Source organism: Pseudomonas sp. R3.Fl (assembly GCF_023516765.1).
Classification (GTDB): Bacteria; Pseudomonadota; Gammaproteobacteria; order Pseudomonadales; family Pseudomonadaceae; genus Pseudomonas; species Pseudomonas citronellolis.
This window is the reverse complement of sequence record NZ_JAMGSO010000001.1, coordinates 318,939-339,589: the sequence shown is the minus strand read 5'-3', so window position 1 is coordinate 339,589 and position 20,651 is coordinate 318,939. Positions and strand designations below refer to the sequence as shown.

The window sequence follows — 20,651 nt, the reverse complement described above, 5'->3', positions numbered from 1 at the left end:
ACCGAAGGGGGTGGCGGCTATTGGGGGAAGGCGTTGCAATTTGTTGTGAGGGGCGTTGGCTCCGGGGGCAAGAGCTCGCCCCAGCCCTCTCCCGCAAGCGGGAGAGGAGGCTGTTTGTGCCACCAGGGGCCGGTGTGGCCGGTGAAGCCCCGGCGGCACGCAGAGCGATAGGCAGCGCTAGAACCCACTTTCGCGCATGAACACCGCCGCCAGGTGCATCAACCCGTCCACCAGCAAGCTGCGGCGCTGGCCTTCGATCTGCAGGTGGCCGCGGGTTTCGTGGAGGTTCGGTGGCGCTTCGTCCAGCTGCACCAGCACGTGGAACAGCGGGCTGCTGGGCACCAACTGGTCGCCGTGGGGCTGCACCGCCAGCGGGCCGCCGTGGCGGGAGGCCAGGGCCGGTTGGCCCAGCTGGCCTATGCGCGTGGTGCCTATCTGCAGGACCTTGCCGGTGATGGCCCGGGGCACGCCCTCGGGGTAGAAGCGCACCGCGCTGCCTTCGCCCAGGCGCTGGATTTCGTCGGGGCCGACGTAGGCGTCTACCTGCCAGCTGCGTGGGTCGATGAGTACGCCCAGGGGCTCGCGGGTGCCTATCCATTGGCCGCCGCGCCAGTCCGGGTTCAGGTCCAGCCACTGGCCGGCGAAGGGCGCCTGCAGGTTCAGCCGGGCGATTTCCGAGCGGGCGGCGCGGGCTTCCTGGAATTGCACGCCGTAGCGCTGGCGGGTGGCGGCTTCCTCGGCCAGGCCGGCGGGGTCGGCCAATAGGCCGGCCAGGCGGGCGCGGTAGCCTTGCATGCTGGCTTCGTTGCCGGCCAGGCGGATGGTGATATCCGGCTGGTCGAGCACCACCAGGGTCTGCCCGGCCTGCACCGGGCCGGCCTTGCGCACTTGCTGCAGCAGCGCCGGGAAGGGCGCGTAGAGGCGCACCTGGTGCTCGGCGCGGGCCAGGCCCACGGCGTGGATCTGGCTGCGCCAGGGCACCGCGACCAGCAACAGGGCGGCCGCCAGCAGGAGGAGGAACAGGTGGCGGCGGCCGCGGCGCACTTCGCCGCGGTGTTGCCACCAGTGTTTCAGTTCGCGCCAGATCGGCTGCACGATGAACCAGGAGATTTCCACGGCGAAGAGAAAGATCCCGAGCAGTTTGAAGAAGAACAGGTAGACGGTCACCGCGATGCCGAGGAACAGCACCAGGCGGTACACCCAGGTGATCATGGCGAAGGCCACCAGCAGGCGCCGCTGGCGCGCCGGGAAGGCTTCCGGCCAGGCTTCGTCGAGCCCCAGCAGGTTGCGCCGCAGGGTGACCTTGGCCAGGGCCGTGGCGCGTTCGTGCAGGTTGGGGAAGTCGAGCAGGTCGGAGAGGATGAAGTAGCCGTCGAAGCGCATGAAGGGGCTGGCGTTCAGCGCCAGGGACAGCGCCCAGCTGGTGGTGGCGAGGTAGAGCAGGGCGTTGCGCAGCGGGCCCGGGTCGCTCAGCGCCCAGCCCAGGGTGGCCAGCCCGGCCAGGCCCAGTTCGGTGAGGATGCCGGCGCTGGCGATGGCCAGGCGTTGTTTCGAGTTGCGCAGCTTCCAGCTCTCGCCGGTGTCGGTGTAGAGCATCGGCCACATCACCACGAAGGCGATGCCCATGTGCGCCACCTTCAACCCCAGGCGCGTGGCCACCAGGGCGTGGCCCATTTCGTGGAGGGTCTTGGCCACCACCAGGGCCAGGGCGAAGCTGAGCAGGCCCTCGGTGGAGAAGGACTCCACCACGTCGTGGCGGAAGGTGTCCCACTGGTGCGCCACCAGGACGATGCCGAGCAGGCCCAGGCTCACCACCAGCACGCCCATGAAGGGGTGGAACAGCCAGCCCAGGGCGCCGGCCAGGCGCCGCAGGTGGCGTTGCGGGTGCAGCAGCGGGATGCGGAAGAACAGGTAGTGGTGCAGCCACCATTTCCAGGTCAGGAACTGCTTGCCCTCGCTGGCCTCGCGCAGGCGCTCCAGGGCCTGGGCGCCGGGGCGCACCAGCTGGTGGCGTTCGAGGAAGGCGCGAAAGCCCAGCACCTGCTCGACGTCGGGCTTGAGCGCGGTCTGCTCGGCGATGTCTTCGGCGATGCGCCGAGGCGTCTGTTCCCAGCGCAGCAGGCATTCGAACTCCAGCCAGCCGATGCGGAAGAAGCGGTTGGTGACGTTGTCGTGGATCACCCAGGCCGGCTCGCCGTCGGCATTGCTGCCGGCCTCGGCGATGTCGAGGTCGTCGCGCAGCGGCGGCGTGGGCAGGTCGTCGGCGGCGGCGTCCATCACCAGCCGGTCCAGGCGCGGGCGGCGGCCAGCGGCCGGCGCAGCAGGTAGTAGCCCAGCGGTACGCGCTCGCCATAGAGCTTGGCGGTGCCGTGCAGGCCCAGGCGGGCGTGGGCCGGGGCGCCCTCGACGCTGGCCAGCAGGCGGTAGGAGGCCACGCCGTCGTCGCCCGGGCGCGCTTCGTAGCTGGTTTCGAGGATTTCCCCGTGCAGCGGCGAGAGCGGGTAGGCGGTGAGGAACAGGGTGACCGGCGCGCCGCTGTCCAGGGCGATGGCGTCGGCCACCGGCAGCTGGATGCGCATGCCCGGCTGGCGGGGATCGGCGACCTGGAGGATGCGCTCGCCGGTGACCACCGGCTTGCCCAGCCAGTCGTTGGGATCGCTGTACACCGCCACCCCGGCGCGCGGCGAGAGCACCGTGGTGCGCGCCAGCTGCGCCTGCACCGCGGCCAGTTCGGCGCGGCGTTGCCGCGCGGTGCCGTTCAGCACCGCCAGCTCGCCCTTGCTCTGCGGGTTGTCGAAGGCGCGCTGGCTGGCCGCCAGCAGCTCGGCGTCGGCCACCGCGACTTCCTTGGCCAGCACTTCGGCGCGGCTGCGCAGGGTGGTTTCGTCGAGGGCGAACAGCGGGGTGCCGACCTCGACGCTCTGGTTCGGCCGCACCAGCATGCGGGCGATCACCCCGTCGATCGGCGAGCTGATCACCTGGGCGTTGCGCGACACCACCTCGGCCGGGGCCAGCGCGGTCTGCCGCACCGGCACCAGCAGCATCACCGCCAGCACCGCCACGCCGAGCAACAACTGGCGCCAGCTGGGGCGCCAGAAGCGCAGCGAGCGCGGCCTGCCGAAGGCGGCCCAGCAGTGCGCCCAGGTCTGGAACACGCCCTGCAGCAGGTTCTCCACCGAGGGCGCCGGGGCTTCGTCGAGGAGGAACACCAGCAGCCCCAGGCGCTGGCCGTGGCGGTCATGCAGGGGGATGACCCAGAGCCCGCTGGGCCACCACTCGGCCCAGCCTTCGGCGATGTCCTCGGGCACTTCCAGGGTTTCGCGGGGCAGCCAGCGCGGCGCGGCGTCCGCCACCTGGCCGCTCAGCCAGCGCCCGGCGCGGCGCAGCCAGACCAGGTAGGGCGAGTCCTCGGTGGGGCGCGCCAGGCCGGAGATGCACAGCAGCTCCAGCTGCTGGCCGTGCTGGGCCAGCACCAGCGCCTGGTGGAAGCGCAGCAGCGCGTAGAGGTCGTTGGCCATGGAGAAGGCCAGGGCGTTCAGCGACTCCGCGGCCAGGGCGCGGTCGCGCAGGTTGGCCAGGCTCAGCAGCAGCTGGGGTGGCGGAAACATCTCGCTCATGGCTGCCTACTCTTGCGCGTCGGGGAAGCGCGCGGTACCGCTCATGCCCGCGATCAGTTCAGGATAGGCCGCATCCAGGCGCGCCTCCAGCTCGACGGTCTGGGCCACGGCGTCGACCCGCGCGTTGATGGCGCTGACCTTGGCCGGATAGCGCTTGCCGGTCTCGTGGATCTCCACTTCCACGGGCATGCCGGGCTTGAGCTGTGGCAGCAGGGTGGAGGGCACGTTCAGGCGCACCTTGAGCGCGCCGTCGCTGACCAGGTCGAACAGCGGCGCGCCGGCCTGCACGGTCTGGTACGGCTTGACGTAGACCTTGGCCACGCGCCCGGCGAAGGGCGCCTGCACCTGGCAGTAGCCGGCCTGGGCGCGGGCCAGGGTGAGGGCGCCCTCGGCCTTGCTCACCTCGGTGGTGGCCATGGCCACTTCCAGTTCGCCGGCGGCGTCGAGCTTCTGCAGGTTGCGCTTGGCCGCCAGGTTCTGCCGGGCCATGCCCAGCTCGGCGGCGGCGACCTTGGCGCGGGCCTGCACTTCGACGCATTGCAGCTGGGCCAGCAGGGCGTCCTTGCCGACCTTCTGGCCGAGGCTGGCCTTGAGTTCGCCGAGGGTGCCGTTCATCTGGCTGGACAGGGTGGTTTCCAGGTCCGACACCAGCAGCACGCGGATGGCGTTGGGTTCGTCGCCGGCGGCAGGCGGCGGGAGGGCGGGATCGCCGTCGGCGGCGAACGCCGACGGCAGCAGGGCGAGGAACAACAGCGGCAGGAACGACAGGCAAGGCTTACGGCTGTGCGGCATTGGCGCTTCCTTCGTGGCTGCTGGAGGGGGCGTTGCTGGAGAGGTTGCTGCCAGAGAGGTTGCTGCCGGGCAGGCTCACGCTGCTGGCGGTGAGCAGGTTGCTGCCGGTCTCCTGTTCGAGGGTGCGCTGGATTTCCCGGGCCAGGGTCTTCACGTCGTGGTTCTCCACCTTGTCCGGCAGCACGGCGAAGCCCACCGAGTTGTACAGCCGGCCCCAGGCGGCCTGGGCGTCGGAGTAGGCGGCCTCGCGCTGGTAGCGCGAGAGCAGGTAGCGGCCCTCGGCGCGGATCAGTTCCAGCTCGGTGCCCAGGGCGGCGCTGCGGGCCTTCTGCGCGTAGTCCAGCAGGCTCTTGTCGACGCGCAGGCTGTCGTTGGCGAATTCCACTTCCTGGCGCGCCAGCTGGTAGCGTAGCAGGCCGACGCGGACCTGGGTGAGGATGGCCATGGACAGCGCGGTGCGGCGCATGTCGTCGGTCTTGGCCTGGGTCTGCTGGGCGGTGTTCAGCGCCGGGTACTGCAGCAGGCGCAGCAGGTTGATGGAGACCTGCACGCCGGTCTCGTTCCAGTGGTTGTTGTACAGGTACTTGTTGGAGTCGTACTGGTAGCCGTAGTTGACGCTGACGTTGGGCCACAACTGGGCCTTGGCGATCTTCAGGTCGTTCTCGTCGACGCGCTTGCGGTACCACTCCTCCATGATTTCCGGGCGGTGCTGCAGCGACAGCTGCTCCAGCTTCTCGACGTTGCTGGTGACCAGCGGCAGCGGCGGCTCGCTGGTGTCGGCCAGGAGCATCTTCGAGTTCGGCGGCAGCGACATCAGCGCGGCCAGCTCGGCGCGGGCGAACTCCAGGTCCTGGCGGCGCACGGTGAGCATGTACACCGAGTCGAGCAGGGCGCGCTGGTAGGCGAGGATGTCCTGGCGCGGCAGCAGGCCCTGGTTCTCGGCCTCGCGGGCGGCGGTGAGGGCGCGGTGGGTGCGCAGCAGGAGGTTGTCCACCTCCGGCAGCAGGCGCTGGGCGCCCAGGGCCCGCCAGTAGGCGTTGCGCACGTCCTGCATGACGTTCTGCGCCACGCGCTCGCGGCGCTCCTCGGCCATGTGGATCTGGTCGGCCTTCTGCTGGGTGCGGTAGTAGGCCACGCCGAAGTCCAGCAGGCTCCAGGACAGGCCCAGGCTGTCGATGTCGCGGTAGCGCTCCTCGGAGGTGGACGGGCGCAGGGACACCTGGCGGTCCTGGATGCCGATGGAGGTGCCGCCGGAGTCGTTGTTGCGCCCGGCGTAGCCGGCCGAGGCCACCAGGCGCGGCAGCATCTCGTGGGCGGTGACGTCGCGCAGGTCGGCGGCCAGGGCGCTTTCCAGCAGCTTCAGGCGGTAGTCGAGGTTGTATTTCAGGGCCCGCGCCGCGGCCTCGTAGAAGGTGATGGGCGCGTTCACCGGCTCCTGCTCGCGGTACATGCGCGCCTGGTCGTCGATGACGCGCTGGCGCATCTGCTGTTCGTCGTAGGGTTTGGACTCCATCAGCGAGGAGCAGGCGCCAAGCACGGTGCTGACGGCGATGATGGCACTCAAGGCCTTGAGGCGTTGTCCCGGCATAAGCGTTCCTTGTTGTTCCATGCGTGTTCTTTTCTGTCGATCCCGATTCAATTCGCGCTCCCCCTGCGTTGCGCGGCATCGCGGAGCTGTTGGCGGAAGCCGCGGGCGGTCTGCGCGGGCTTCTCGGCGGCCGGCACCAGGTCGCTGGCGCGCGGCGCCCAGAGCGAGGGTTCGCTGAGCAGGCCATCGGCGCTGAGGTTGGCGCGGCCGTGGCGGCCGTCGATCCAGGCCCTTTCCCGTTCGCTGGCCTCGCGGCTCTCGGCCACCGCCTGGGCCACGTACTGGCCGGGCACCAGGCCCAGGCCCGCGCCGATCGAGTCCGCCTCGACCTCGGGGGTGAGGAACAGGTCTGCGCGGTTGCCGTCCACGTGCCACATGGATTGCATGAGGCGCAGCTCGATGCTCTCGACTTCCGGCAGCACGAAGATCGCCGGCTCCAGGCCCAGGCCGGGGGCATTGCGCTGGCCGTCGCCGGGGCGCTGGCCGAAGTAGGGGCCGGCCGGCGGCTGGATGTAGGGCGAGGCGATCTCCAGGGTGATGGTCAGCTCGGCCTGGTCGGTGGCGCCGGCGAGGTCGGCGACGGTGTAGGTGAAGACGTCCTGCAGCACCCGGCCCAGGCCGGCGGCGGCGAGCACCTCGGGGTTGGTCTGGTCGATGCTGTAGGTGTAGCTGCCGTCGGCGTTGAGGGTGAGGAAGCCGTAGCGCCCGGCCAGCACCTGGCCGACGCTGCCGGCCGCGCCGCTGGCGTTTTCCGCGCCGACGCGCACACCGACCACGGTCAGGCGGTCGCCGCCGTCGACGTCGCTGTCGTTGGGCAGCACGTTGCCGCTGGCCTGGGGCGCGACCACCTGGTCGCTGGCGGTGTTGCTGTCGTTGCGCGCCACCGGGTTGTCGTCGGCGCCCTGGATGGTCACGGTCAGGCGCGCATCGGAGGTGGCGCCGGCGGTGTCGCGCATGCGGTAGGTGAAGACTTCGCGCAGGGTCTCGCCGGCGGTGCGCAGGGCCTGCACGACCGGGTCCGCGTTGTTCACCTCGTAGCGATAGCTGCCGTCGGCGTTGATCACCAGGGTGCCGTAGCGGCCCTGCAGCACGCTGCCGGCCGCGGCCACGGCGCCGGTCTCGCTGCTCACCCTGAGCACCTGGCGCGTCTCGCCGTTGGCCAGGCTGTCGACGTCGGTGTCGTTGTCCAGCACGTTGCCGGTGGGGTTCACGCCTGGGGTGGCGTTGTTCACCCCGCCGGCCTCCACGGCGATGGCGGCGTCGTCGTGGGCGATGGGGGTGTCGTTGGCGCCGTGGATGACGATGACCAACTGGGTGCTGCTGGTGAAGAACCAGGTGTCCGCGATGGTGTAGGTGAACACGTCGGTCAGCGTCTGACCCGCGGTGCGCAGGGCCTGCACCTCGGGGTTGGCGTTGTCCACGCGGTAGCTCCAGCTGCCGTCGGCGTTGAGCGTCAGGGTGCCGTAGCGGCCCTGCAGCGGCGTGCCGACCACGCCGTCGGGCGGGGTGCTGGTGTCGGTGCCGGTGCGGATTTCGGTGACGGTCAGCGGGTTGTTTTCCAGGTCGGTGTCGTTGTCCAGCACGTTGCCGCCGGGGTCGACGCCCGGCACGTTGTTGTTCAGGCCGCCGGCCTCGGTGGCGTCGGCGCCGTCGGGGTTGGCCACGGGCGGCGAGTTGAGGCCGAACACCACGATGTGCAGCTGGGCCAGGTCCACCAGGCCGCCGCCGTCGCGGACTTCGTAGGTGAAGTAGTCGCTGAGGGTTTCCAGCAGGCCCAGCTGCTGGACGATGGGGTTGCCGTTGTCGACGTGGTAGGTGTAGGTGCCGTCGGCGCCGATGATCAGTTGCCCGTAGAGGCCGTCGATGATGGTGCCGTTGGCATTGCTGGTGCCTGGGCTCACCGCCACCAGGGTGCCGCCGGCGCTTTCCTGGCCGCTGCGGATGCCGCTGACGTTCTTGCTGTCGCCGGCGTCGACGTCGGTGTCGTTGTCCAGCACGTTGCCGCTGGGGTCGAAGCCGTCGCTGATGTCCGGTTTCGCCGCCAGGGCCAGGTCCAGGTCGTCGTTGGCCACCGGGGTGTCGTAGGCGCCGCGGATGGTCAGGGTGAGCTGGGCGATGTCGCTGGCGCCGGCGGTGTCGTGCATGCGGTAGCTGAAGGTCTCGACCAGCGTCTCGCCGGCCTTCAGCGCCTGCACCCGGGCATCCTGGTTGTTCAGCACGTAGCTGAAGGCGCCGTTGGCGCCGATGGTCAGCGTGCCGTACTGGCCGCTGATCACCTGGCTGCCGCTGACAGTGGTGAAGGTGCCGCCGGCGGCCTCGGTGCCGGTGCGGATGCCGTCGACCGTCTTGCTGTCGCCGGCGTCCACGTCGGTATCGTTGGTCAGTACGTTGCCGCTGGGATTCACCCCCGGGGTGCCGTTGTTCACCCCGCCGGCCTCTACGGCCTCGGCGCTGTCGTTGACCGCCAGCGGGTTGTCGTTGCGGCCCTGGATGGTGATGGTCAGGGTGGCGGTGGTGGTGGCGCCGGCCAGGTCGCGCAGGGTGTAGGTGAAGGTTTCCTGCAGGGTGTCGCCGGCGGTGCGCAGGGCCTGCACCAGCGGGTTGGCGTTGTCCAGCACGTAGCTGAAGCTGCCGTCGGCGTTCAGCGTCAGGGTGCCGTAGGTGGCGATGAAGGCGCTGCCCACGCTGCCGATGCTGGAACCCTGGCGGAAGCCGGCCACGCTGAGCACGTCGCCGGCGTCCACGTCGCTGTCGTTGCCGAGCACGTTGCCGGTGGGGTTGCTGCCGGGCGTGCCGTTGTTCAGGCCGCCGGCCTCGATGGCGGTGGCGCTGTCGTTCTGCGCCACCGGGGTGTCGTTGGCGCCGCTGATGGTGATGCTGAGGGTGGCCTGGTCGGTGGCCAGGGCGGTGTCGATCACCGTGTAGGTGAAGGTGTCGACCAGTTGGTCGGCGCTGCTGCGCAGGGCCTGCACCCGCGGGTCGCTGTTGTCCAGGCGGTAGCGGTAGCTGCCGTCGGCGTTGAGCGTCAGCCAGCCGTACTGGCCGCGCAGTTCCACGCTGAGGCTGCCGGCGCTGCCGCTGCCGCCCTCGGCGCCGGTGCGCACGGCGCTGACGGTGGTGGTCTCGCCGTTGCCGGGGGAGTCGACGTCGCTGTCGTTGACCAGCACGTTGCCGGTGGGGTCGACGCCCGGCTGGTTGTTGTTGATGCCGCCGGCTTCCACCGCGGCGGCGCTGTCGTCGCGGGCCACCGGATTGTCGTTCTGGCCGTGGATGACGATCAGCAGGAAGGACGGGTCGGAGAAGCCGTCCCTGCCGTCGGTGAGGGTGTAGGTGAAGCCTTCGAACAGGCGGTCGGTGTCCAGCCGCAGCGCCTCGACGTCCGGGTTGGCGTTGTCCAGCGCATAGCTGTAGGTGCCGTCGACGTTGATGGTCAGGGTGCCGTAGGTGCCGACGATGACGGTGGGGCCGTTGCCGAGCAGGGGCGTGCCGTTCACCGTGGCCACGCTGATGGGGTCGCCGTCCGGGTCGAAGGCCAGGGTGGTGATGTCGCCGTTGGGGTCGCTGCCCGGGCTTGCGTTGTTCACCCCGCCTTTTTCCACGGCGGTGGTCACTACCACCTGGGCCACCGGCGGGTCGTTCACCCCGCGGATGGTGATGACCAGCTGGGCGCGGTCGGTGAGGCCTTCGGTGTCGGTGATCTCGTAGGTGTAGATGACCTGGATGCTCTGCCCGGCGGCCAGGCCCTGGATGCTCGCGTTGTCGCTGTTGACGTCGAAGGTGAAGGAGCCGTCGGCGCCGATGGTCAGGGCGCCGAAGGAATCCGGGTCGGTGATCTGCACGCCGTTCTGCTCGGCATAGGTGGCCTGGATCACGGTGCCGTTGCTGCCGGAGGTGCTGCCGGCGGCCACTGCGGTCATGCCGGGGGCGGACAGTTCGGTGGCCGAGCTGATGCCGGTCACGTGCAGGTTGCTGCTGGGCCGGTCGATGCGGTCGACGTCGGTGTCCACGCCGTTGCCGCCGGGCTGGGTGATCGGCCCCGGACGGCTGGGGAAGAGGATGACGTTGCCGCTGGGGTTGCTTTCCAGCGAGGGGTCGTTGGTGGCGGCGGCCTGGGCCACGGCCTGGTCGTCGCTGGCCACCGGGTTGTCGTGGGCGCCCTCGATGGTGATGCGCAGCTCGGCCAGGTCGCTCAGGCCGCCGGCGTCGGTGACGCGGTAGGTGAAGTACTCGAACAGCTGGTCGCCGACCACCAGGCGCTGCACCGAGGTGTTGTCGTTGTTCACCACGTAGGTGTAGCTGCCGTCGGCGCTGATGGTCAGGGTGCCGTAGGTGCCGGTGATGACCGTCGGGGTGCCGGCGACGACGTCGGTGATGCTGCCGGAGGCCGACTCGCGCAGGTTGCGGACGCCGGTGACGGCCATGGTCTCGCCGTTCTGGTCGACGTCGGTGTCGTTGTCCAGCACGTTGCCGGTGGGGTTCACGCCCGGGGTGCCGTTGTTCACCCCGCCGGCTTCCACCGCGGTGGCTTCATCGTTGACGCCCACGGGGGTGTCGTTGGCGCCGTGGATGGTGATGGTGATGGTCGAGGTGCTGGTGGCGCCGGCCAGGTCGGTGATGGTGTAGGTGAAGACTTCCGTCAGGGTGTTGCCGTTGAGCCGCAGGGCCTGCACGGTGGGGTTGTCGTTGTTGACGATATAGATGAAGCCGCCGGTGCTGGAAATGACCAGCCCGCCATAGGCCCCCTCGACGATGCGGAAGCTGTTCTCCGGCACCCCGGCTTCGGTGTCGCCCTGCACCCCGGCGCTGATCACCCGCAGGACGTCGTTGTTGGTGGCGATGTCGACGTCGGTGTCGTTGCTCAGCACGTTGCCGCTGGGGTCGGTGCCGGGGGTGCCGTTGTTGGTGCCGCCGGCCTCGACGGCGCTGGCCGTGTCGGGGTTGGCGATGGGCGCATCGTTGACCGGGTCGATGACGATCTGCACCTGGTCGGTGTCGCTCAGGGCGTCCTGTGGGTTCTGCCCGGGGATGCCGTCGTTGTTCGCGTCGCCGAAGTTGCCCTGGTCGTTGGTGACCATGGTCAGGGTTTCGCGGTCGCGGAAGGTGTTGAAGTCCTGGTTGCCCTTGTAATAGACCTGCGACAGCAGGACGTTCAGCTGCTGCAGGGTGCCGGTGAGCACCAGGGTGTTGCTGGCGCCGCCGGGCGGCGTGTCGTTCGGCCCCGGCGCCGTGGCGCTCTGCCAGAGCACGCCGTGCTGCACGCTGAGGGTGATGCTGAGGATGCCGCTGCCGGCGTCGGAGTCGGCCACGGCCAGGCCGGTCAGGTGCAGCACCGTGTCTTCCTGGCCGTGCTGGCCGGCGATGGTGTTGACCGGCGCTTCGTTGAGGTGCACGTAGCCGGCGTCGGCGGTGCCGCTGACGCCTTCGCCCAGGGCGATGCTGACGCTGCCCAGGCCGCTGGCGCTGGTGCCGGTGTCGGTGTCGATGCGCACCTGGAAGCGGTTGCTGGCGCTGAGCTGGACGCTCTGCGGCACCACGATCAGGTAGTTGCCGGCCGGCAGCAGGGCGAACTCGTAGTGGCCGTTGGCGTCGGTGAGGGTGCTGAACACGCGGTCGTCGCCGTTGCCGAAGATGCCGTCGGCGCCGGCCCAGGTCAGTTGCACGGTCAGCCCGGCGAAGCCGGTGCCGTCGGGCGTGGTGCTGTTGTCCGCCGACTGGGTGTCGTCCCACAGGGTGCCTTGCACCAGGCCCAGGCCGGCGCCTTCGCTGAGCACGTAGTTGTTCAGCCCGGCCGTGCCGTCCTGGCCGGTGCGCTCGCCTTCGCTGGTGCCGGCGGTGCCGGGCAGCGAGCCGCCCCAGCCGCCGGTCTCGAAGCTGGTCGGCAGGCTGGTCCAGGTCAGTACCGCCGCGCTGGACGCATCGTCCGCGACCACGGTGTTGGGCACGGTGACGGTGTAGATCACCTGCACCTTGTCGCCCACCGCCAGGCGGTCGAAGTCGACGGAGATGGCGCCGTTGGCGCTGACGCTGATGCCGGCCGGCAGGTTCGCCAGGTTCAGCGCCGTGCCGTTGATCAGGATGCTCTGCACCTGGTAGTTGCTGCCGTTGGGGAACTGGTCCTGCAGGTGCACGTTGTAGGCCGGTATCTCGCCGTTCTGGGTGAAGCTCACCGACACCGTGGTGGTCGTGGTGCCGACGCCCGGCAGGATGTCGACGACCTGTTTGTCCAGGCCGGTGAAGCTGGGCTCCACCACGCGCTCGAAGAGGATGTCGCTCTTGCCGCGGTCGACGTCCTGGCCCGCCTGGCCCACGTGCTCGATGGCCTGCACGCCGAGGGCGGCGCTGCTCTGGTTGCTGGCCACGTTGGTGACGCGCACGTTGAATTCCAGCACCACGCCTTCGATGTCGCTGTCGTTGGTTTCGGTGTTGGTCAGGTTGCCCAGGTTGAAGGTCACCGTCTGGGTGCCGTCGGGGTTGGTGACGATGCTCAGGTTGCTGGCATTGCCGTCGAACACACCGCTGGGCACGACGCCGCTGAGGTCGGCGTTGATCGCCTGGGCCACGGCGCTGTCCTGGTTGCCCTGCATCCAGACGCTGCCGCTGCTGACCAGGGTGCGGTCGCTGGACAGGCCGTTGAGGTTACTCGACACCAGGGCGATGAGGATGTTGTTCAGGTCGGCGGGAAGCAGCTCCAGCCCGGCGGCCAGCTCGATGCGGACCTGGTAGTTGGGGTTGTCGCCGGCGGGCACCAGCACCACCACGCGGTAGCGGATCACTTCGCCCACCGCGACGTTCTCGTTGAGCCCGGAGGTGTCCGTGGCGCCGCTGCCGTTGGTGGCCGGCGGGGTGTCCTGCATGCCGCCGACACGGGAGATGCGGATGCCGTTGCTGACCGGGAAGGGCAGGATGGAGTCGAGCCGGTAGTCGTTCAGGCTGCCGCCGTTGAGCACGCCGTCGGCGCCGCTGCGTTCGCCGGCGTTGGCGCCGTCGAGGCTGGTCCACTGCACCTGGGCGACGTTGTTGAATACCGCCTGGCCGGCGGCGCTGGCGTTCACCGTGCCGCGCAGGTGCAGGACGATGCTGCCGCCCTTGGCGATGTCGATGTTGGCGCCGCTGGCGGTGACCAGCTGGCCGCCCTGGATGACGAAGTCGACGCCGCCGTTGTTGGTGGCGCCGGAGTAGATGACGCCGGTGATGGTCACGCCGTCCAGCTCGCTGGGCAGGGTGTCCAGCAGGCTGATGTCGAAGGCCGCGTAGTCGTTGGCGCCGTTGCCGTTGCGGATGGTGATGGTGAAGTCCACCACGTCGCCTTCCTCGAAGCCGACGAAGTCGGGGACGGTGTCGACGGTCTGGGTGATCTGCAGGGTGGGCTCGCGCACCGTGATGGTCGGTGCGCCGCCGCTGAGGTTGACCTGGCGCTCCAGCGGCGTGGCGCCGTTGGCCGTGTCGCCGTCGGGGTCCTGGTAATGCAGGTTGGCGCTGTTCTGCAGCGATTTGTTGGCCTGGTTGCCGATGACGTTGCTGACTACCAGTTGCACGCGGATGACGAAGGTGTTGTTGCCGGTGTTGTTGTCCGCGTTGGTGGCGAAGGCGCTGAAGCTGAAGCGCGCGTCGACGCCGTCGGCGCCCAGGGTGCCGCCGACGCCGGCGATGCCGCTGATCACCACGTTGCCGGCGAAGTCCTGGGCCAGGCTGCCGCCGCTGCCCGCGGCGGTGAGGATCAGCTGGTAGCCCTGGCCGCCGTTGAAGCTGGTGTCCAGGCGCATGCCCGGCGGGATCAGGTCGTCGATGCTGAGGTTGCCGGTGCTGCCTTCGGGCAGGCGCACGACTATGTCGTAGAGCATGCTCTCGCCGACCACCAGGTTGCTGCCGGTGGTGTGGCTGGCGCTGGAGTCGCCGTCGTCCAGGCTGCCGCCGGCGAAGACCTTGCTGATCACCGGGGCGGCGACCTGCTGGTTGGCCAGCTCGGTGAGGTCGGCGCCGGGGAGGAAGTCGCTGCCGCCCTCGACGCTGGCGTAGTGGGACAGGCTCGCGGTGCTCTGCAGGGTGCGGCTGGCGGCCACCGCGGTGTTGACGGTGACGTCGTAGGTGATGACGACGATGTTCTGCCCGCTGTTGTCGGCGGCGGTGCCGGCCCGCCCGGGCAGCAGCGAGGCCACGGCGCCGGCGTCGAGGAAGGTGATGGTGTTGCCGGAGACGCTGTAGTCCACGTTCAGCTGCAGCAGGGTGCCGTCGCCGCGGTAGATCTGCAGGTTGGCCGCGGCCAGGCTGCCGCCGACGAAGGCCAGGTCCGGCGGCAGGGTGATGCTGGTGACCACGTCGAAGGCGCCGCCGCCGCCGCTGTTCTCGATGGCGGTGGCCAGGCGCAGGGTGTCGCCGGCATCGATGCCGCTGACGTCGCCATCGATCGCCGCAAGGTCGGTGACGTTGCCGCTGAAGGGCTTGCCGCCGGTGCCCGGCGCGGTCCAGGTGCCGCTGGTGCCGGTGACCGTGCCGTTGCTGCTGGAGACCACGCCGTGCTTGATGTCCAGCACCGGCTCGGCGATGGACACCACTTCCTCGACGTCCGAGGAGATCAGCGGCGTCTGGTCGATGGTGGTGGTCTGGCTGGACTGCGCGAGCACGTCCAGGGAACGCTGGTCGGCGAAGGGCTGGTCGCCGACGCGCAGGGTGAAGGTGACGACGATGCGCCCGCCGGCGGTCTGGCTGATCTCGTAGTCGCCGAAGTCGAACACGATCGAGTTGCCGGGGCCGACGGACACCGTGACCGCCCGCGTCGGGTCGCTGTCGCCGGCGCCGAAGTTCCACTGGTTGACGCCGTTGCCCTGGACCAGGTTGCCCAGGGCGCTGACGTCCAGCAGCGGCAGCGGCAGGTAGGCGGTGAGCTTGAAGTTCTCGTAGTCGCCGGTGAGCAGGTCGTAGGACAGCTGGAAGGTCACCAGGTCGCCCGGGCGCAGTTCGCCGGAAGCCGGCGGGGTGCCGCCGTTGACCTGGACGATGTCGATGTCCACCTGGCTGGTGGCGATGCTGCTGCTGGTGCTGGAGCCGTCGCTCTGGATGCCGCCGAGGTTGATCACGTCTTCGAGTACGGTGGCGGTGACGGTGGCGTCGTTGCCGAAGCTGTCGCCTTCGTTGATCTCGCTCTGCGGGTAGCTGGAGGTGTAGGCCTGGTCGATGAAGGCGTTGTAGCTGATCACCGCGGTGGTGGCGGCGGTCTGCACATTGTCGAAGGCCAGGTCGCCGAACAGCGCGCCGAGCAGTTCCGAGGCCTGGCGCAGCGACTCGCCGATGTCGATGACGATGCTGGTGGTGCCGTCGGCGTTGGCGGTGGCGGTGTAGAGCAGGTTGATGGTGCCGCTGGCGCCGTTCTGGCTGAGCGTCATGGTCAGCGGGCCGGTCAGCGTCTGGCCGTCGGCGAGGGTGTCGGTGATGGCGAACTGGCCTTCCTGGAGGATGTTCTCGCCGAAGGCGAAGTAGTCCGACAGGGCCACGTTGAGCACGTAGCGCAGGGTGTCGCCCGGGCTCAGGCCGGCGGTGCCGACGTCGGTCTGCAGCACCGCCTGCTTGTACAGGGTGATGGACTTGGCGACGAACTCGCCGCCGGTGCCGTCGCCGGTGGCGCTGAAGTCCACGTCGGTTTCCGGCGGCGTCAGGTCGCGCGGGTCCAGCGGCGTCCACTGGCCGGTGGCGCTGGGGGCGCCGAAGTCGATGTTGACCGCGTTGCCGGTGGCGGGGTCGAGCACGGCATTGCCGTCGGCGCCCACCTCGGGCACGTAGAAGGTCACGGTGGAGGTGGCCGGCGCGCTCAGGGTCGCGTAGGTGATGCTGTAGGCAGTGATGAAGATATTGTCGTTGGCGATGGCCGCGGCTATCGCCGTCGGGTCGGTCAGCACGCTGCCGTCGCGCAGGGTGATGGAGGTCAGGGTGCCGCCGGCGCCGGGGGTGATGGCGGTGACCTGGACGTCGCCCGGCACGTTCTGGGTGACCACCACGTTGTGCAGGGTCTGGCCGCTGGCCGGGGTGACGGTGACCGTCTGGTTGTGGGTGAAGTTGGGGCCGGTGGCGGTCTCGCCCTCGGTCATGTCGAGGTTCTGGGTGAGGTCGACGAGGGTCGGGTGGATCACCAGCGGGTGCAGCGTGGCTTCCACCAGGCTGGGGTCGACCGTGGGGTTGTTCAGCGAGTCGTTGCCGTACTCGAAGCCGCCGCGGGCGCCGATGGTCAGGTCCGGGTTGCCGCCGGTGAGGCTGGTGTCGGCCAGGTTGCTCAGGCTCGCGGTGATCTGCAGGGAGATGGTCGGCTGGTCCTGGGACACGCTGGCGTAGGGCACCTGCAGCACCACCATCTGGTCGCCCGGGCGCATGCCGACGCTGGCGGCGGTGATCACCAGCGGGTTGCCGTCGGGGCCCTTGGCCAGCGGGTGGGTGGCGTTGCCGTTGGCGTCGAAGGTGATGACGTAGCTCTTCACCGTCTGGCCCAGGTAGGTGGCGCTGACGAAGCTGATGCCGTCGTCGCCGTCCTTGCCGGTGGCCGGCAGGAACAGGTCGACGTAGGGCGCGTAGCCGACCTGGCTGGAGGCGTTGTTCAGGTCGACGGTGAAGGTGAACTGGCCGCCGATCAGCACGTCGCTGTCGGGCATGCTGATGCTCACCGTCGGCGCGGCGTCGGCCAGCAGGCCCTGGAAATGGTCGAGGGTGCTGGCGGACAGGGCGATGCTCTTGTCGAGGTCGCCGTGGCGCACCTCCAGGTTCCAGTCGCCGCCGGCGGCGCTGGCGCCCGTGGCGTTGCTGGAGGCGCCGACGTCGGCGCCGGTCCATTGCGCCAGGCGGTCGACCAGGGCCTGGCCGGCGCTGCCGGCGCCCACGGCGCAACCGTAGAGCTGGATGTCGGCGCCGGCGTCGAGTTCGCCGCGCCAGCTGTTCAGGGTGCTGCCGAACTGGTCGAGGTTGGCCGCGGTGAAGGTCTGGTTGCCCAGGGTGAACTGGCCGGAGGCGCCGTGGGAGAAGATCTGGATCGAGTCGACCTTGCCCAGCTGCGCCAGCGCCGCGCTGATCGCCGCCAGGGCGTCCTGGCCGGCATCCACCACCAGGGTGGTGACGTTGGCGGCGAGGTTGGCGGTCAACTGCTCGCGGTTCTCCACGCGGCTGTCCAGCACCACCAGGGTGCGCGGCTGGCCCGGGGCCTTGGCCGCGGCGGCGTCCGGGGTGCTGGGGGTGTGGCTGGCGTCGGCCTGGTCGGCGTGGTCGGTGGCGTGGTGCTGCTGGTCGGCGGCGGAGGCGGCGGCGCCGTCGAAGAGGATTCTGGGTTCCAGTGCCAAGGCCTGGCTGCGGGGGCGGAATGCAGCGATCGGACGGCTTGGTTTCGACATTTCCATACGAATACCCACATCAGAAATCAGCGATCGAAAAACAACGCCCGGACTTCTAACGCGAGCTTTCTCTGGCCATTAGCCTAGCCAGGAATCGTGAATTTGCTCAGTTTTGTTACATCAATTTCTTAAGGAAGTTTCTGAGGTATATGCACCGTACGAATTAATGCTCCCGGCAGTATTTCATGACCCAATGGTCATGATTCCTCGGGCGCTCTAGAACGCCTTTTCCTGCTGTGCAGCCGCGCTCTGGAAACAGCCATGGCCCGGATGTATTCATTTTGTGACAACCGGCTTCGAAGACGAAAACAACGCTGGGCGGGCAGGCGGGAAAACCCGCTGTAATGCCTTGGTGATTTCATATTGCCATTGCCTTTTCCAGCGCCAGCCCGCACCATGCGGCGCCGGCCCCCGTGGGGTGCCGGATGGTCCGCTGGCAGGAAGTGACGATGTTGTCGAACGGGCGAATGGGGGGCCCGCGGCGGAGGTTGCCGTGGCTGGCCACCGTGGTCGTGACCGCTACCTTTGCATGGTTCCCCGGGTGGCTGGAGGCGGACTGGGATTTCACCCTGATCGCCCGCCGCGCCGAGGCGCTGTATGGCCCGTTGGGGGCAGGGCGCGCGCGCATCGAGGCCTGGCAGCGGGTGCTGGCCGACGAGGTGGGCGCCGACGAGCAGGAGCAGCTGCGGGCGGTCAACGACTTCTTCAATCGCCAGCTGCGTTTCACCGACGACCTCGGCCTGTGGCACCAGGTGGACTACTGGGCCACGCCGGTGGAGGCCCTGCTCAAGGGGGCCGGCGATTGCGAGGACTTCGCCATCGCCAAGTACGTCAGCCTGCGCCACCTAGGGGTGCCGGCGCAGAAATTGCGCATCACCTACGTCAAGGCGCTGCGCCTGAACCAGGCGCACATGGTGCTGACCTACTACCCGCGGCCCGAAGCGGTGCCGCTGGTGCTGGACAACCTGATCGGCAGCATCCTGCCGGCCTCGCAGCGCGACGACCTGCAGCCGGTGTACGCCTTCAACGGCGAAGGGCTGTGGCTGGCCGACGGCGGCGGAGGCAAGCAGGTGGGCGACAGCAAGCGGCTGTCGCGCTGGCAGGACCTGTTGCGGAAAATGGAGGCCGAGGGGTTCCCCTCGCGCGAGTAGCGGAGTCGAGATGTCCCTGTTCAAACAACTCCTGATCGCCATCTGCCTGTTCCTGGTGGTGGCCTTCGGCGGCAGCTTCATGGTCGGCCTGGAAAGCTCCCGCGAGCAGTACGTCAACCAGTTGCGCTCCCACGCCCAGGACGCCGCGACGGCGCTGGGGCTGTCGCTCACCCCGAACATCGACGACCCGGCGATGGTCGAGCTGATGGTCAGCTCGATCTTCGACAGCGGCTATTTCGAGCGCATCCGCGTGGTCGACCTGACCACCGGCAAGGTGCTGGTGGAGCGCCAGGGCGTGCCGGACGCGGTGGCCTCGGGCGCGCCGCAGTGGTTCGTCTCGCTGATCGGCCTGCCGTCCGCCGGCGGCGACGCCGTGGTCAGCCGCGGCTGGACCCAGGCGGCGCGGGTGGAGGTGGTGAGCCACCCGATGTTCGCCATCGCCAAGCTCTGGCAGAGCGCCCTGGGCAGCCTCGGCTGGCTGCTGCTGTGCGGGGTGGCCAGCGCGTTGCTCGGCGCCTGGCTGCTGCGTCGCCAGTTGCGCCCGCTGGACTACATGGTGGCGCAGTCCCACGCCATCGCCCGCCGCGAATTCCTCAGCCTGCCGGAGCTGCCGCGCACTCCGGAACTGCGCCGCGTGGTGCAGGCGATGAACCAGATGGTGGAGAAGCTCAAGGCGCTGTTCCAGGAACAGGCCGAGCGCAGCGAACGGCTGCGCGACGAGGCCTACCAGGACAGCCTGACTGGGCTGGGCAACCGGCGTTTCTTCGACCTGCAGCTGCAGGCGCGGCTGAGCGCCGAGGAGCAGGTCAGCAGCGGCTACCTGCTGTTGCTGCGGGTGCTCGACCTCGCCGGCCTCAACCTGCGCCTGGGCGCCCAGCACACCGACGCCTTGCTCAAGGCGGTGGCCGAGCAACTGCAGCGCGCCAGCCAGGGCCTGGGCGCCGGGCGTACCCTGGCGCGCACCCGCGGTGGCGAGTTCGCCCTGCTGGCCCCCGGGCTGCTGGAGGAAGAAGCCGAGCAACTGGCCACGCGCCTGGAGGGCATGCTCGCCAGCCTGGCCAGCACCGGCGCCAGCGACCAGCCACGGGTCGCGGCCTTCGGCCTGGTGCCGTTCCACCCCGGCGAGGCGCCGGCCAGCCTGATGCTGCGCGCCGATGAGGCCCTGGCCCAGGCCGAACGCCAGCAGCACAGTGCCTGGGCGCGGCTGGACAGCGAGGCGGCGCCAGTGGCCGACGCGCGCCACAGCTGGCACCAACTGCTGGAGCGGGCGCTGCGCGAGAAGCGCTTCGAGCTGTACTTCCAGCCGGTGGTGGCCTGCGAGGACACGGAGCTGGTGCTGCACCACAAGGTGCTCTCGCGCCTGCCGGACGGGCAGGGCGGCAGCCTCGCGGCGGGCCGCTTCCTGCCCTGGCTGGAGCGCTTCGGCTGGTCGGCGCAGCTGGACCTGCTGATGCTCGACCTGACCCTGGCGCACCTGGCCGGCCACGACCAGGTGCTGGCGCTGAACCTTTCGGGCGCGCTGCTGCGCGACGAACGCGCCCTGGCCCGGGCCTTCGAACGCCTGCGCCAGCACCCGCAGTACGGCAGCCGCCTGGTGCTGGAACTGGAAGAGGACCAACTGCCCGACCAGGCCGCCCTGGAAGCGCTGACCCGCCGCCTGCGCGAGCTGGGCTACGGTCTGGCGCTGCAGCACTTCGGCGGGCGCTTCAGCATGATCGGCAACCTGGCGCGCCTGGGCCTGGCCTACCTGAAGATCGACGGCAGCCACATCCGCGCCATCGACGTGGAGAACGACAAGCGCCTGTTCATCGAGGCCATGCAGCACGCGGCGCACAGCATCGACCTGCCGCTGATCGCCGAACGCGTCGAGACCGAAGCGGAATTCCGCGTGCTGCGCGGGATGGGCATCGAAGGTGTGCAGGGGCAACTGTTCGGCGCACCGCGGCCGTGGGGGCGGGGTTAGCGACGGCTGTTCCGTCCCCCCGTAGGCGCGGGCCCTGCCCGCGATTCGCGCGCAGGGCGCGCTCCTACAGTTGGGTGTTCGTGTCACCGGGGTGTCCGGCGTGGCCGGTGAGTCCAATCGCGGACAAAGTCCGCTCCTACGCCCGCGCTTCCTGGAGCCGTAGGAGCAACTGTCTTG

7 protein-coding genes are annotated in these 20,651 nt (G+C 69.5%); 2 read left to right on the top strand and 5 right to left on the bottom strand.

Going from position 1 to position 20,651, the window contains the following annotated elements; genetic code table 11:
• Positions 1-177 precede the first annotated feature (177 nt).
• From M8R19_RS01215 to M8R19_RS01195, 5 genes are read right to left on the bottom strand one after another with little or no spacing between them, the layout of a single operon-like run.
• Positions 178-2,277: a site-2 protease family protein gene (locus M8R19_RS01215; RefSeq protein ID WP_249916773.1), complete on the bottom strand. Its 2,100-nt coding sequence runs from the start codon at positions 2,275-2,277 to the stop codon at positions 178-180.
• Entirely contained in the window at positions 2,277-3,617 is a 1,341-nt protein-coding gene (locus tag M8R19_RS01210; RefSeq protein ID WP_249916772.1) for an efflux RND transporter periplasmic adaptor subunit, read from the bottom strand. The genes M8R19_RS01215 and M8R19_RS01210 overlap by 1 nt, the downstream gene beginning before the upstream one ends.
• Positions 3,618-3,623: 6 nt before the next feature.
• Entirely contained in the window at positions 3,624-4,409 is a 786-nt protein-coding gene (locus M8R19_RS01205; protein ID WP_116423403.1) for an efflux RND transporter periplasmic adaptor subunit, read from the bottom strand.
• A complete protein-coding gene (locus M8R19_RS01200) occupies positions 4,393-5,997 on the bottom strand; it encodes a TolC family protein (RefSeq protein WP_249916771.1) in 1,605 nt (534 codons plus the stop codon). Before M8R19_RS01200 ends, M8R19_RS01205 begins: the two co-directional genes overlap by 17 nt.
• 47 nt (positions 5,998-6,044) lie before the next feature.
• Positions 6,045-17,366 carry a cadherin-like domain-containing protein gene (locus M8R19_RS01195; protein ID WP_249916770.1) on the bottom strand — a complete coding sequence of 3,774 codons (11,322 nt, stop codon included), beginning with the start codon at positions 17,364-17,366 and terminating at the stop codon, positions 6,045-6,047.
• A 443-nt stretch (positions 17,367-17,809) separates the two neighbouring features.
• Here M8R19_RS01195 and lapG point away from each other — a divergent pair, with 443 nt between their 5' ends.
• Positions 17,810-18,511: a cysteine protease LapG gene (gene lapG / locus M8R19_RS01190; protein WP_116423406.1), complete on the top strand. Its 702-nt coding sequence runs from the start codon at positions 17,810-17,812 to the stop codon at positions 18,509-18,511.
• Between the two features lie 10 nt (positions 18,512-18,521).
• Positions 18,522-20,474: a cyclic di-GMP receptor LapD gene (lapD, locus tag M8R19_RS01185; protein ID WP_249916769.1), complete on the top strand. Its 1,953-nt coding sequence runs from the start codon at positions 18,522-18,524 to the stop codon at positions 20,472-20,474.
• Positions 20,475-20,651 lie beyond the last annotated feature (177 nt).